This is a genomic window from Sphingobacteriaceae bacterium (assembly GCA_016715905.1).
GTDB lineage: Bacteria > Bacteroidota > Bacteroidia > B-17B0 > Aurantibacillaceae > Aurantibacillus.
Genome location: JADJXI010000017.1, coordinates 64,081 through 77,735 on the forward strand (window position 1 = coordinate 64,081; position 13,655 = coordinate 77,735).

General features: G+C 35.6%; 11 protein-coding genes. 6 read left to right on the plus strand and 5 right to left on the minus strand.

The genetic code is table 11. The features are described 5' to 3' along the window. Positions 1 to 5: 5 nt before the first annotated feature. From IPM51_12825 to IPM51_12835, 3 genes are all read right to left on the minus strand, one after another. Entirely contained in the window at positions 6 to 860 is an 855-nt protein-coding gene (locus tag IPM51_12825) for a hypothetical protein (protein ID MBK9285177.1), read from the minus strand. After that, a complete protein-coding gene (locus tag IPM51_12830; GenBank protein MBK9285178.1) occupies positions 853 to 1,428 on the minus strand; it encodes a phosphatase PAP2 family protein in 576 nt (191 codons plus the stop codon). Before IPM51_12830 ends, IPM51_12825 begins: the two co-directional genes overlap by 8 nt. A 68-nt stretch (positions 1,429 to 1,496) precedes the next feature. Beyond that, on the minus strand, positions 1,497 to 2,903 hold the full coding sequence (locus IPM51_12835; GenBank protein ID MBK9285179.1) for an MBL fold metallo-hydrolase: 1,407 nt from the start codon (positions 2,901 to 2,903) through the stop codon (positions 1,497 to 1,499). A gap of 114 nt (positions 2,904 to 3,017) precedes the next feature. Here IPM51_12835 and IPM51_12840 point away from each other — a divergent pair, with 114 nt between their 5' ends. Then, complete coding sequence (locus IPM51_12840) at positions 3,018 to 3,437, plus strand: RidA family protein (protein MBK9285180.1); 420 nt, start codon at positions 3,018 to 3,020, stop codon at positions 3,435 to 3,437. 570 nt (positions 3,438 to 4,007) lie between these two features. Next, positions 4,008 to 4,388 (plus strand): SWIB/MDM2 domain-containing protein, encoded by a 381-nt coding sequence (locus IPM51_12845; GenBank protein MBK9285181.1) that lies wholly within the window; start codon positions 4,008 to 4,010, stop codon positions 4,386 to 4,388. Positions 4,389 to 4,468: 80 nt separating this feature from the next. On the opposite strand, the gene IPM51_12850 is transcribed toward IPM51_12845, so the two are convergent. After that, positions 4,469 to 6,661, minus strand: coding sequence for a glutamine synthetase III (locus tag IPM51_12850; protein ID MBK9285182.1), 2,193 nt, complete (start codon positions 6,659 to 6,661; stop codon positions 4,469 to 4,471). A gap of 194 nt (positions 6,662 to 6,855) precedes the next feature. Beyond that, a complete protein-coding gene (locus tag IPM51_12855) occupies positions 6,856 to 9,525 on the minus strand; it encodes a hypothetical protein (protein ID MBK9285183.1) in 2,670 nt (889 codons plus the stop codon). 262 nt (positions 9,526 to 9,787) lie between these two features. On the opposite strand from IPM51_12855, the gene IPM51_12860 reads away from it, so the two are divergent. The 4 genes from IPM51_12860 to IPM51_12875 are packed head-to-tail and all read left to right on the plus strand — an operon-like array spanning position 9,788 to position 13,561. Next, positions 9,788 to 12,103 carry a TonB-dependent receptor gene (locus IPM51_12860; protein ID MBK9285184.1) on the plus strand — a complete coding sequence of 772 codons (2,316 nt, stop codon included), beginning with the start codon at positions 9,788 to 9,790 and terminating at the stop codon, positions 12,101 to 12,103. A gap of 44 nt (positions 12,104 to 12,147) precedes the next feature. Continuing rightward, on the plus strand, positions 12,148 to 12,702 hold the full coding sequence (locus IPM51_12865; protein ID MBK9285185.1) for a cob(I)yrinic acid a,c-diamide adenosyltransferase: 555 nt from the start codon (positions 12,148 to 12,150) through the stop codon (positions 12,700 to 12,702). 28 nt (positions 12,703 to 12,730) lie between these two features. Further along, the gene (locus IPM51_12870) at positions 12,731 to 13,111 is read left to right on the plus strand and encodes a hotdog fold thioesterase (GenBank protein MBK9285186.1); all 381 of its coding nucleotides are present in this window, start codon (positions 12,731 to 12,733) and stop codon (positions 13,109 to 13,111) included. A gap of 30 nt (positions 13,112 to 13,141) precedes the next feature. Continuing rightward, a complete protein-coding gene (locus IPM51_12875) occupies positions 13,142 to 13,561 on the plus strand; it encodes a hypothetical protein (GenBank protein ID MBK9285187.1) in 420 nt (139 codons plus the stop codon). Positions 13,562 to 13,655 lie beyond the last annotated feature (94 nt).

Below are 13,655 nucleotides of genomic sequence, written 5' to 3' on the forward strand. Positions count from 1 at the left end.
ATACTTTATTTGTTATTTACGACGATTAAGTATTTATTTTTTTTATCAAAAATAAAACGGGTGATAGTTTTAATTCCGAATTTTTCTAAATCCAAAAAAGTGGTCCACTGTTTCGTTTCTTCTGAAAATCTTAAAATCTGATTCTTCTCCGACTTCAACAAACCCCATTGTGGATGCCAAATAATATCTTCTGCCAAACTGGGATAAGTACAATAATAAAACGCTTTGGCTAAATTAAAATCATAGGTATAAAAATCTACTTTAGTACTGTCTTTAATTCCAAAAATAAAACTGTGCCTGTTTATCTTTTTAAATCCGCGGATGATGGAAGACGCAATGAACTGATCTTGCCCGGACGAACAAGCTCGCATACGCAAAGAATGCGGTTGTGTGAGTTTATAATATAAAACGGTATCGCTATTCAAATATGTAAAATACCCAATTGAATCCTCATCAAATAATAAACCTTTTTCACTTCTGGATAATACATCATAGGCGTGAATGCGTTGTGAACTGTCTTTTTCAACAACCACAGCGTGTATTACATTTTTATCTGCGTGCCAAGTAGGAGAATATTCGCTTTCGGCCGTTTTGGTGACTTGCATAGTTTTGCCGGATTTGAAATCGCAGCTGTAAATATCTGCTTGTTTATCCTCACCAATAGCTACATAAAATACATTTTTTTGATCGGCTGTAAATGAAGGTTGATTATCGTATCCGGGGCGGTTTGTTAATGTTTTAGATTCCGTAATTATTAATTCGTTCTTTACATTTTTCAGCTTAAAGAGTATCAAGTCCGTTTCGGGGAGTTGTGAAAAAAGCGCCGAGCTGCAAAAAATAAAAAAAATAATTTTACTCATTAATCAATGGTGATTTAAAAAAATACTTTCTGTATAATAAAAAAGTAAAATATCCCATTAAAAATCCATTCAAAGCGCCCACAAAAACATCCGATGGATAATGAACACCCAGATACATTCTGCTGTAAATTACCGGCAGGGGAATCAGAAAAAACAAAACTCTTCTTTTTCGATAAATCCAAGTAGTTGCAAAATACAATAAGGTAACTATTCCGTAAGTGTTGGAAGCGTGACTGCTAAAAAAACCATATTTCCCCCCCACATACTCGTTTACCAAATGAAGTTTAGGTCCTATTTCAACATGATGCGTGGGTCGGTATCTTTTCACTAAATGCTTTACCCGGTTTGTACTCACATCGGTTAAGGTTATAGAAATGCCGCAACACAAAATCAAGGCAATGGTATTTCTTAACTTGTATCGTTTAAAATACAGATAAAGAATTAGCATTGGGAAAGGCAAAAAGAAAATAGTTAGGCTGGACTTCCACATGATTAAATCCAACCACTCGTTATGCAGAGAATTTATTTTAATTAATAATCCCTGATCAAATAATTCTAACGAATTCAACACCCCTAAAGATAAAGATTTATTGTTGAATGGCGCTTATTCGATAAAAAATATGCGAACAAGGTTATCTATACCTTTTTAGACGGACAAACAAAGCTGGTAGTTGGCAAATCTGTTTTTGCAATAGCAGAAAAACCGCCTTCTACATCTATTAAATTTTTAAAACCGTTTCTTTTTAAAATGGAAGAAGCAATCATGCTTCTGTATCCTCCGGCGCAATGTATATAGTGTTCTTTTTCTTTATCTAAAGTAACATGCCAATCAACAATAAAATCCAATGGCTTATTGCTAACATTTTCAAGATGCTGTGCTTCGTGTTCGCCCGGCCTTCGCACATCCAATATATTTATTTTTGAATTTTTTGCCCGTTGCGCAAATTCATTGGCCGTAATAGAAATTATTTGTTCCGTTTTTTTACCGGCATTTTTCCAAGCTTCTATCCCTCCTTCTAAAAACCCTATGCTATTATCATATCCTACTCTACTCAATCGCATTACGGCCTCTTCTTCTTTTCCTTCCGGTGTAACAATTAAAATAGGTGTATTTAAATCTTCTATTATTGTTCCAACCCAAGGGGCAAATTGCCCGTCTAAGCCAATAAATAATGAGTTAGGCACGTGCGATTTTGCAAAATCAGCCGCTTTTCTTACATCTAAAATCAATACATTTTTTTCTTTAGCTTTTTCTTCAAACTCGGCAGGACTTAAAGGACGCACTCCACTTTCTAACACACTGTCAAACTCCTTGTATCCCCCCTTATTTAACATGGCGTTTTTAGAAAAATACTGCGGCGGCGGTAAAATTCCTGTAGTCAATTCCTTAATAAATTCTTCTTTGCTTATATTTTGTAAAGCATAATTAGTTTTCTTTTGATTTCCTAAAGTATCAAAAGTTTCTTTGCTCATGTTTTTTCCGCAAGCAGAACCTGCGCCATGCGCCGGATAAACAATTACCTCATCCGGTAAATTCATAATTTTAGTGCGTAAAGAATCGAACAACATTCCGGCCAAATCTTCTTGTGTTAAATCCGATTTAATAGCTAAGTCGGGTCTTCCAACATCCCCAATAAATAAAGTATCGCCGGTAAAAATACTTTGAGGTTTGCCATTTTCATCCAATAATAAAAAGCTGCTGCTTTCCAAAGTGTGTCCCGGTGTATGTAAAACCCGTAGTGTTAAGTCGCCAATTTTAAACTCTTCATTATCTTTTGCAACATAGCTTTTATAATCGGTATTTGCGTTAGGGCCAAAAACTATGGTTGCGCCGGTTTTTTTTGCTAAATCAACGTGTCCGCTTACAAAATCCGCATGAAAGTGGGTTTCAAATATATATTTTAGTTTGTCTCCGTTTTCCTTTAAAATTTTTAAATACGGTTCCGTTTCTCTTAATGGGTCAATAATTACAGCTTCTCCTTTGTGCGCAATATAATAGGCGCCCTGAGCCAGGCAGTTGGTATATAATTGATTTACTTTCATAAAATTTGTCTTTATAGTATCTAGTCTAAAGTTACACAGTTTAAGTGGAAATAAATATGCCACTTTTCATTTCTTTTTATTTTTTAACCTTAGTATATTTAGTATTTTTGGCTTATGTCGAATACAAAAATCGAATCATCAAAAGCGCCAGAGCCTGTTGGATTATATCCTCACGCGCGTAAAGTTGGAAATTTACTTTTTTTGAGTGGAGTTGGGCCGAGGGAAAAAGGGACTAAAAAAATACCAGGTGTTGAATTGGATGAAATGGGTAACATTGTGTCCTATGATATAGAAAAGCAATGCCACAGTGTATTTAAAAACATCAGATATATTTTAGAAGATTCAGGTAGCAGTTGGGATAAGATAATTGACGTTACTGTATTTTTAACCAACATGAAAGATGATTTTCCGAAGTACAATGCCTTATGGGCCGAATACTTCAAAGAAAATCAACCTTGCCGAACTACCATTGAAATAAATAAGCTACCGACACCCATTGCCATTGAATTAAAAGTGGTTGCTTTGGTTGATTAAATTATGTGTTTGACAAACTAAGTTTAAGCGAAAAAAATCCCTCATCTTTCTTATTCCTTTATTCTTTTAAATGCCTATTGGATTAAATGCCTTAAATAAGGAGGATTTAGCGATGGAGTCATTTTAATACGAGAAGGAAGCAAAAGCTTCTAATTAAATGCAATGCCTATTCTGTTTTTTGCAAGACTCTATTATAAAGCTACCCCCCCCATTTACTATTAAGTATCGACTTTCTCCAATAAAAGGTGGTTAGCAATTACGGTGAAATAGGAGAATTACCAATGAAAGTACGGGTCTTATTAACCAAAACCCGTCATTAGGTCGAAAAAAAACTTTATTCACAATTTAAAATCGCATTGGGGGATTGAAAAAAATCGTTTTTTTTCCATTGGGAAAAACGTGATTTTCATTGGAGAAAGTGAAGTTTTTGAACCACTTGAATCTTTAATCTTCCAATGAAGAAACTGGTCTCAAAAAGGTATCAAAAGTGAAATATGTTAATTATTTTTTTACCTCCCCTATAGAAAAACGCATAGATTTGCTTCATTATATCTTAAAAACTAAAAACAAATGGCAAAAAAAGCAACGAAAAAAGCAGCAAAAAAGCCTGCTAAAAAAGTAGCAAAAAAAGCGGCTAAGAAGCCAGCTAAAAAAGCAGCTAAGAAAAAGCCTGCTAAAAAAGTAAAGAAAAAATCTAACCGTAAGCCTAATGCAGCTTTTATGGCAGCATTAACTCCAAGCTCAGCTTTAGCTGAAGTTGTTGGAAGCAAAGCATTACCTCGTACTGAAGTTGTGAAAAAAATCTGGAACTACATTAAATCACACAAACTTCAAGATTCTAAAAACAGAAGAATGATTAATTCTGATGCTAAATTAAAAGCTATCTTCAATGGCGCTAACCAAGTGTCAATGTTTGATATGGCTAAACATTTATCAAAGCATTTGAAATAATTTATTTCAGGTTACTAAAAAACCCCGATATTTTATATCGGGGTTTTTTTATGGTTTAAATTGACTTTTAAATGGCTTTCCTATCTCAAATACAACATCTCTCTGTACTTCGCTAATGGCCAAATGGCATCATCAATGATGTTTTCCAGTTTATCTACATTATATCGTATTTCTTCAAAATAAGGCTTTACCTTATCACAATAAGCGTGCGCTTGCTTTTTTGCACTGTTTAATTGATTAGCCTGTTTTCTGGCTTCCGTCATTTCATCCGCCGACTTTTTAATTATAGAAACTCTTTCACTGATTTCTTTAATTAATTCGATTTGTGTAGATGCTGTTTTGCTAAATTCCGATTCTTTTAAAAATGATTTTAATCCATTTACATTTTCGATTAAACTTTTTTGATAATTGAGCGCAGCGGGAATAATTTGGTTGCTTACCATATCCACCATAATTCTGGATTCGATTTGTATTTTTTTGGTATAAGTTTCCAGATAAATTTCATAGCGCGATTCTTGTTCCCGGTGATTCAATATACCTTGGCTTTCAAATAACTTAATTGTTTTTGGTGAAACAAAGGCTTCTAAAGCTCCGGGCGTAGTTGGAATGTTGCTCAACCCTCGTTTTTTAGCTTCCGCTTTCCACTCATCTCCATAGCCATTCCCTTCAAATCGTATTTTTTTAGACTCAATAATGTAATTCTTTAATACTTGTAAAATGGCATCATCTTTGTCCAAATTCTTTTTATTAATTAATTGATCAACTTCCGTTTTGAACTGTTGCAATTGATCGGACATAATGGTATTCAATACGGTCATTGCTCCCGCGCAATTGGCAGATGAACCTACAGCCCTAAATTCAAACTTATTTCCGGTAAAGGCAAAAGGCGAAGTTCTGTTTCGATCTGTATTGTCTAATAGAATATCCGGAATTTTTCCAATGCTCAATTTTAAAGCTGTTTTTTCTTCCGGACTTAATTTTTTATCTCCTACACTTACCTCAATTTCTTCCAACACTTTATTTAACTGTTCGCCTAAGAAAACGCTCATAATGGCCGGAGGAGCTTCATTAGCTCCTAAACGATGATCATTATTGGCGGATGCAATACAAGCGCGCATTAAATCAGCATGCTCGTGTACAGCCTTAACAGTATTGATAAAAAAAGTAAGGAATTGTAAATTTGTTTTAGGCGTTTTGCCCGGAGATAATAAATTTTTGCCCGTATTTGTAGCTAAACTCCAATTATTATGTTTACCGCTACCGTTTACACCGGCATAAGGTTTTTCGTGTAAGAGTACTCTAAAGTTATGTCGAATAGCCACTTTTTCCATGACGTCCATTAATAATTGATTATGATCAACCGCAATATTTATTTCTTCAAAAACCGGCGCACATTCAAACTGTGCCGGCGCCACTTCATTATGTCTGGTTCTTACCGGTATTCCCAATAAATGAGCTTCGTATTCAAAGTCCTTCATATAAGCCAATACACGCTCCGGAATAGAGCCCCAGTAATGGTCTTCCAATTGCTGTCCTTTTGCTGAAGCGTGACCAAACAAAGAACGTCCGGTTTGTTGCAAGTCATAACGGATGTGATAAAGCGCTGCATCTACTAAAAAATATTCCTGTTCCCAACCAAGCGTTCCAATAACTTTAGTTACATTTTTATCAAAGAGCTGACAAACTTCTGTGGCGGCTTTATCTAACGCAGAAAGTGATTTTAATAAAGGGGTTTTAAAATCTAACGCTTCTCCGGTATATGAAACAAATATAGTAGGTATGCATAAAGTATTTCCCCAAATAAAAGCAGGTGATGTTGGATCCCAGGCCGTATAACCCCTGGCTTCAAATGTACTACGTACACCTCCATTTGGAAACGAGGAGGCGTCAGGTTCTTGTTGTACCAATTGTGAGCCACTAAATCTTTCAATGGCTCTTCCGCCGCCAATGGGTTCAAAAAAACCATCATGCTTTTCTGCAGTAGTTCCGGTTAAAGGCTGAAACCAGTGCGTGTAATGGGTAACACCTTTACTTTGCGCCCAGGCTTTCATACACGCAGCTACCTGATCGGCAATTTTTCGATCTATGGCTGTTCCCTTTTCCATGGCTTCTGTTACACTAGTGAAACCTTCTTCGCTTAGATATGTACGCATGGCATCAATACCAAACACATTGGCTCCAAAATATTCACTAACGGGTTTTTCTGTTTGATTTACTTCTACAGGTTTTCTATTTATTACATCCTGCATGGCTAAAGTTCTTCGTGTACTCATGTTTTTCTGTTTTTTTTGACAAAAGTATGTGAAAAAAGGGGGGTGTACAAAGAAAAAAATCAATTTTTTGATGCAGGTGGCTAAAAAAAGGGGGGTGTAACAAAAATATTATCAACTTTTATGGAAATCTTGTTCAAAAGCGGACAAAAAAAAGCCCCGTTTTAAAAAACGAGGCTTTTAAGGATTATATTCAACTAGCGAACTAGCTTTTTAGTGACTGTTCTGTCATTTGTTTTAACAGATATGATTAAAATCTCATTATTGGAAGGAAGGTCTAATCGTACCGTTTCTTTTGTGGTAACTACTTTTTTGTCTTTAATAATTTTTTGTCCTAAGATATTGTAAACCGAAATCAAAGCTTCTGTTTGAGCAGGGAAAGCTAAATTAACATAAGCTGCGATTTTATCTTGTCCTATTGTAATAGACTCTTCACTGATAACCTGATTGTTTACATTGGCTACAGCATTCACACCACAAACCGTTAACTCAAAACGAGCCGTGTAAGTTGTATCACTAAGGTAGAATGAATAAGGACCACTTCTTAAATCATGAGTAGTGTTTGTAGCCTTATCCTTTAACATCATGCAAGTCCCATAAGCAATGTTCTCAATATTTTCAGCACTGATACTGAAGTTACCGGATAAATACGGACGAGTAATTATATCTATTACTGTGCTTTGATTATTTAAACGTTGTACAGAATTAATAGAATACTCTTCATTTCCAATCTGGCTGGCGATAGCCGTTCTTTTATTCCATTGACCTGGAAAACCAATATAACCCGGAGAAGAATAAATTTTATGAGCGTCCACTTCAGGATCAAAATTATCAGAAGCACCGTCAATAAAATTAATAGCGGTCATGTCATAATCATTGGCGCCTTCTAATTTCAACCAAAATGTTTGATTTGGACTTTGATTTACGTTTGCCGATTTTAATAATTGATCGGCATTTGTATTGTTTGAATTTTTATTGGATTCTTGTGCGGTTATAACAGTTGTTGCTAATGCCTCACAATAAAAAGCTTGACCCATTGGAATATCGTCTTGTGCACCTACTCCAACACCATGACTGGAAACTCCGTTCACAAAGGAAGTTGTTGCGCCAATATCCGCGTTATAAATATAGATTGCATTCGCTACAGAGGCATTTCCGTTTCTTAGTTTAGTCCATGAAATTGGAGAAGCGTAAGGATTGGCAATTAAATTATACCCCGGATTTGCTCCGGCCGGGGTTCTTGTTAATAATATTGGTTGATTTCCCTGAACCAAAGCTCCGGTAACGGCAGTAGTAATATTTCCGGTTGTTCCGAAATTATCTCCTAAATAAACCCAATATCCTTTTGAAACAGTAATTGGGGAGCCCAAAGTAATCGTAGTATCATAACCATATCCATCAAATTCTGTCCAACTTTGTACCGACTCAAAATAGTTACCTCCTACTGAAGTAACACCTGTTGATGAACCTTCAATTGCCATTGGAATTGGACCATACCAACTACCAAAAGTTTGACCCGTTACGCCACTCACTCCTAAATTTGCCCAATCGGTTGTTCCTCCAAGCATAAAAGTTTCAACAATTGCATTTCCGGAGATTGAACCTCCGCCCGTAATTTCAGCCACTCTACCCTTTAAGGAGCTAGTTGATCTTAACCTTAAATTTCCACCGCTGGCTAATGTTCCGGCATTCACTTTTACGGAGTCTAAAATAATCACAGAACCACCCAATGTTTTCGTTCCTGAGTTTGTAATTTCTAAAGCGTTCAATGTTGTAGTTGCCGGACCAATGGATTGAGCGGTTGTATTTGTCAAACGAAGTAAACTTGTGTTAGGTGTAATTATTCCATTATTGACTAAATCACCTCTTACATTTACCCAACTATTTCCGGCGAAACTAACCGTACTTCCGGTTAAAATGGATAAATGATCAAAACTTGCTTCACTGGCGCTTGTGGTTCCGGCTGTAATAGTTCCCCCTTTCATGGTAACCGTTGATGTTCCGGGTATAAAACTACCGATATTCGTAACGTTCCAAGTACCACCGGTTTCAGCGCCGGCAGAGGTTCTTGAAATCGTGATATGTCCACTCATAGCCACGCTACCTGTAGTATTAAAACTTACATTTGGTATGGGATTTTGCATGGCACTTGCGGTTCCTACAATAGTTTTTGCACCTCCACCTACGAACAATATTGTTCCTGTATTTTGACTTGATGATAGGGTGGATGTAGTAATAACAGTTGAGGTACCTGTAATATTCAACCCGGCGGAAACATTCATAATACCTCTTAGTGCAAGCGGATATGTACCGCAATTTAATTCCAAGGTGGTACAAGATGAGGTGCCGGTTGTGCCAAAATTCATCACTCTGTTACCAGCTGAACTAGATGCAGTTAAACTAACCACAGCAAAATTAAAAGCACCATTAATATTTCTTGCAGAGGCCGATTGTAAATCGATATGTACTACTCCCGAATTTGCGTTAAAAGTTCCTCCTGCACCTTTGGTCATGTTTCCACTTACGTGTAATGAACCGGATGGTGATATAAACGTTCCGGCTTGCACATTAAAATTAACCATAGTTAGGTCGATTGAACTTGCATCAACCGTTCCTGTATACCCTGAAAGCAACATTAAAGATACAACTTGTGTGTTACTTGGCATGTTACATACATCTGTGTTTGTTGCATTAAAAAATGCATTATCAGCAAATGTGGGTACTCCAAATCCAGGACCAAAACCACAATCCCAATTATTTGCATTATCAAAATCAAAGTCGCCGTCCAAGTTAGTCCAAGTATAAGTAAACTGCGACTTCCCAATCAAACAAATTAAACTGAAAATTAAAATATATATATTCCTCATAATAAAGGGTGTTTAAAATTCTTTACGATAAATTTAGTTCTTTGGTTTCACATCGCCAAGAAAATTGGAAGATAAAATCAATGCATTGGTCGTTTTTCTCCATCTAAAAAATTTTAAAAATCTAACATTTCTTACACATTCCCCCAAACTTAATAGTCTTTTTTTAATACATTTACCATTCTTAAATTGATACTTAATAATTTCTATGTTTTTGCGTGTCCCATTTATCCATTTTTATAAAATCATACTTGCTTCTATTCTTATGCTGGCATCTTTCGGTGGTAAATCTCAAACCGGTGCTATAAAAGGATTTGTGTATGATCATGCGAATGGAGAACCTGTTCCTTTTTGCAATGTTTATTTTAAAGGAACTACTATTGGCGCCAATACCGATTTAAATGGATTTTTTAGTATTAACCGGGTGAAACCGGGTAATTATACGCTTTTAGTTACCAGTTTAGATTTTGATACCATTTCGGAAAGTGTTGAAATAAAGGCTGGTGAATTTTTAAATAAAAAATTCTATGCTAAAAAGGGCGGTGTTAAACTGGATGAAGTTGAGGTTTCAACCACCGCTGCCGAAAAAATTGAAAACACCACTGTTGCCGTTCAAAAAATTGATCCAATAGCCATAAATAAACTCCCAAGTATTGGTGAACCCGATATTGCTCAATATTTACAGGTATTACCCGGAGTAGTTTTTACGGGCGATCAGGGTGGACAATTATACATTCGTGGAGGATTACCCGTTCAAAATAAAGTTCTTTTAGATGGTTTAATAGTTTATAATCCATTTCACTCCATCGGTTTATTCTCGGTTTTTGATAGTGACATCATGAAAAATGCAGATGTTTATAGTGCAGGATTTGGTGCTGAATATGGAGGAAGGACCTCTTCCATTATGGATGTAACTACAAGAGATGGAAATAAAAAAAGAGCAAGTGGGAAAGTTTCACTTTCTACTTTTGGAGCAAAGGCCACACTTGAGGGTCCTTTTAAAAAATTAACCGACGATGGCAATACCAGCATTTCTTATTTATTATCTGCTAAACACTCCTATCTCCCGCAAACTTCTAAAATTTTGTATAGCTACGCTAATCCAAACGGTTTGCCTTTTTATTATACAGATTTATTTGGAAAAATGTCGGTGAACTCTACCAGCGGAAGCAAGTTTAGCTTGTTTGGTTTTAGTTTTAATGATAAAGTTGATTACAGTGATGTGGCTACTTTTAACTGGCAAAATATTGGTGCTGGTTCTAATTTCGTTCTCGTTCCCCCATCTTCCAATTTATTGGTTGAAGGCGTTTTTGCGTTTTCAAAATATAACATCAATTTTGTTAATCCCAGTTTGGAAACCGACACCAAAAGTAGCGAAGTGAGTAGTGTGAATACCGGTTTTTCATTTGTGAAATATATAGGTAAACAGGAATTGAGATTTGGTTTTGAAGGCATTGTAACTACAACCAAATTTACTTTACTTAATCCGTTTTTCGCAAAAATAGAATTAAATAAACAAACCATTGATGATGCAGGCTATATTAAATTTAAATACATGAACAGAGGAAAAAATATAGTTTTTGAACCATCCTTTCGTTTACAACAATATGCCAGTTTAAATGTTATTTCACCGGAACCAAGAGCTGCCCTTAAAATAAACATCACTAAAAAAATAAGATTAAAAGCGGCAGCAGGTTACTATAGTCAAACATTAATCAGCGCAAACAGCGACAGAGATGTGGTAAACTTGTTTTATGGCTTCATTAATGCACCTAACGTTGACCAGGTTGCCGATAAATACATAGACTACACCGGAGCCGTACAAGACATGAAGAACACGGTTCAAAAATCAAATCATATGGTTGGCGGTATTGAGTTTGACTTCCTGAAATTTTTTGAACTTAATATAGAAACCTATCAAAAAATATTTAATCAAATCATCAATACCAACCGCTCTAAAATTTATGACGATAATAAAGAAAATGAGTACCGACCCGATGAATATAAAAAGGACTTTGTTGTAGAACAAGGCCGAGCCCGCGGTTTTGATGTGGTTTTGAAATACGATAAAAAGAAATTTTATTTCTGGGCTGTATATTCCCTCACTTTTAACGACAGATGGGTTGGTAACAATAATACCGGAACAGTGTTGAACTATCCTCCGAATTTCGACAGACGACATAACGTAAACCTGGTTAGCTCTTACACTTTTGGCAAAAAGAAAAACTTTGAATTAAACGCAAGATGGAATATGGGCACCGGATTTCCGTTTACTCAAACACAGGGTTTCATCAATCAATTTAATCCACAAGGTAATATCAACTACAATTTCAATACGGCAAACGGGCAGTTAAATTACATTCCTTCAACCTTAAACGGCGGCCGATTACCGGATTATCATCGCTTGGATATAGGGTTTAAATATAAATACGTGCACAGCGATAAAACAACTTTTGAACTTAACGCCGGAGCAACAAACATCTATAACAGAAAAAATATTTTTTATGTAGATCGTTTTACTTTTAAAACCATCAATCAATTACCAATAATGCCAAATGTGAATTTGAGTATTACCTTTTAATTTCAATTTGTTTTACATTAAATATTTAGTAAGTTTATATTATCATGTCATCTAAAATTTACACCAAAACCGGCGACAAAGGCCTTACTTCCCTATTGGGCGGTACCCGTTTACCAAAACATCATGTAAGAATTGAAGCTTATGGAAATGTAGATGAATTGAATTCTTATGTAGGATTATTAAGAGATTGTTTAGAGGATGAAAAAACAAAAAATTTACTGATTGATATTCAAGATCGATTATTTACCATTGGCGCGGGTTTAGCTGCCGATCCCGTTAAGAATAAAATGGAATTACCTAAAATTGATGAAGAAGATGTATTAAAACTCGAAACTGCTATTGATGAAATGGACAAAGTAGTTCCACCCATGAAATCATTTGTGCTTCCGGGAGGACATTTGCATGTTTCCTATTGTCATATTACTCGTTGTGTTTGCAGAAGAGCAGAACGATCGGTTATACATCTTACTCAAACGGAAAAAATTAATGAATTATATATTCAATATTTAAATCGCCTATCTGATTATTTCTTTATGTTATCGCGATGGATAGCTTTTTCCAATAAAATAACTGAATTACCCTGGAAGCCAAAAAAATAAATTGAAACCCGAGCAAATAGTTGGCAAAATGATGGATAAAGACTTTTTTAGTCAGTGGTTGGGTATTAAAATTTTAGAAGTAAAAACGGGTTTTTGTAAAATTTCCATGCAAGTTCGCAAAGAAATGTTGAATGGATTTGGTATTGCTCATGGCGGAATAAGTTACAGTTTTGCAGATAGTGCATTAGCTTTTGCTTCAAACTCGGGAGGTAAAAAAAGCGTGAGTATAGAAACCTCCATTGCTCACATTGAGCCTCTGCATGAAGGAGAAGAAATAACCGCAATTGCCGAATGTGTTACAGAATCAGAAAAATTAGGGCATTATCAAATCACTGTATATAACGCTAAACAAAATAAAATCGCACTCTTTAAGGGTATGGTGTACAAAACTTCAAAAATTTGGGATTAAACCTTTATAGTTTTGTAAAGTCAAACAAACATGAAAACATTATTTAAATATTTATTAATAAGTAGCCTAGTTTTTTCGGTTTGCTATGTTAAGGCTCAAAAACGTCACCACCCTCATAAGCATCATGCACACCGAAAAGCGGTTGTTGTTAAACGCAGTCCTTATCGTCCTACAAAAGTGGTGATCTATCATCCGCACTGGCGCCCGGCGTACGCTTATCATCGCAGATGGGTTTATTGGCCGAAGTATAATTTGTATTGGGATAATTGGAGAAATCATTATCGCTTCTGGAACGGAACCATTTGGATTTCACAGCCTGCGCCTCCGGCCGTGGTGGTAAATGTAAATCTGGATAAAGAAAAACATAGTGAATTAAAAGAAGCGGAAGATGATACCGATGAAATAGAGACTTCAAACACTGAACACAAAAAAGATTACAAGGCTGAGTGATACTGCTTTAAAAAAAATTATCATTGTTCTATTTGGAATAATTTGCTTTTCGATGCGGGTTTCTGATAATAATATTTAATTTTAGGGAATATTA

What these genes read in the sequence shown, in the direction of transcription:
- IPM51_12825 (MBK9285177.1), bottom strand. Translation starts at nt 860, where the DNA reads ATGAGTAAAATTATTTTTTTTATTTTTTGCAGCTCGGCGCTTTTTTCA.
- IPM51_12835 (MBK9285179.1), bottom strand. Translation starts at nt 2,903, where the DNA reads ATGAAAGTAAATCAATTATATACCAACTGCCTGGCTCAGGGCGCCTAT.
- IPM51_12840 (MBK9285180.1), top strand. Translation starts at nt 3,018, where the DNA reads ATGTCGAATACAAAAATCGAATCATCAAAAGCGCCAGAGCCTGTTGGA.
- IPM51_12845 (MBK9285181.1), top strand. Translation starts at nt 4,008, where the DNA reads ATGGCAAAAAAAGCAACGAAAAAAGCAGCAAAAAAGCCTGCTAAAAAA.
- IPM51_12850 (MBK9285182.1), bottom strand. Translation starts at nt 6,661, where the DNA reads ATGAGTACACGAAGAACTTTAGCCATGCAGGATGTAATAAATAGAAAA.
- IPM51_12855 (MBK9285183.1), bottom strand. Translation starts at nt 9,525, where the DNA reads ATGAGGAATATATATATTTTAATTTTCAGTTTAATTTGTTTGATTGGG.
- IPM51_12860 (MBK9285184.1), top strand. Translation starts at nt 9,788, where the DNA reads ATGCTGGCATCTTTCGGTGGTAAATCTCAAACCGGTGCTATAAAAGGA.
- IPM51_12865 (MBK9285185.1), top strand. Translation starts at nt 12,148, where the DNA reads ATGTCATCTAAAATTTACACCAAAACCGGCGACAAAGGCCTTACTTCC.
- IPM51_12870 (MBK9285186.1), top strand. Translation starts at nt 12,731, where the DNA reads ATGATGGATAAAGACTTTTTTAGTCAGTGGTTGGGTATTAAAATTTTA.
- IPM51_12875 (MBK9285187.1), top strand. Translation starts at nt 13,142, where the DNA reads ATGAAAACATTATTTAAATATTTATTAATAAGTAGCCTAGTTTTTTCG.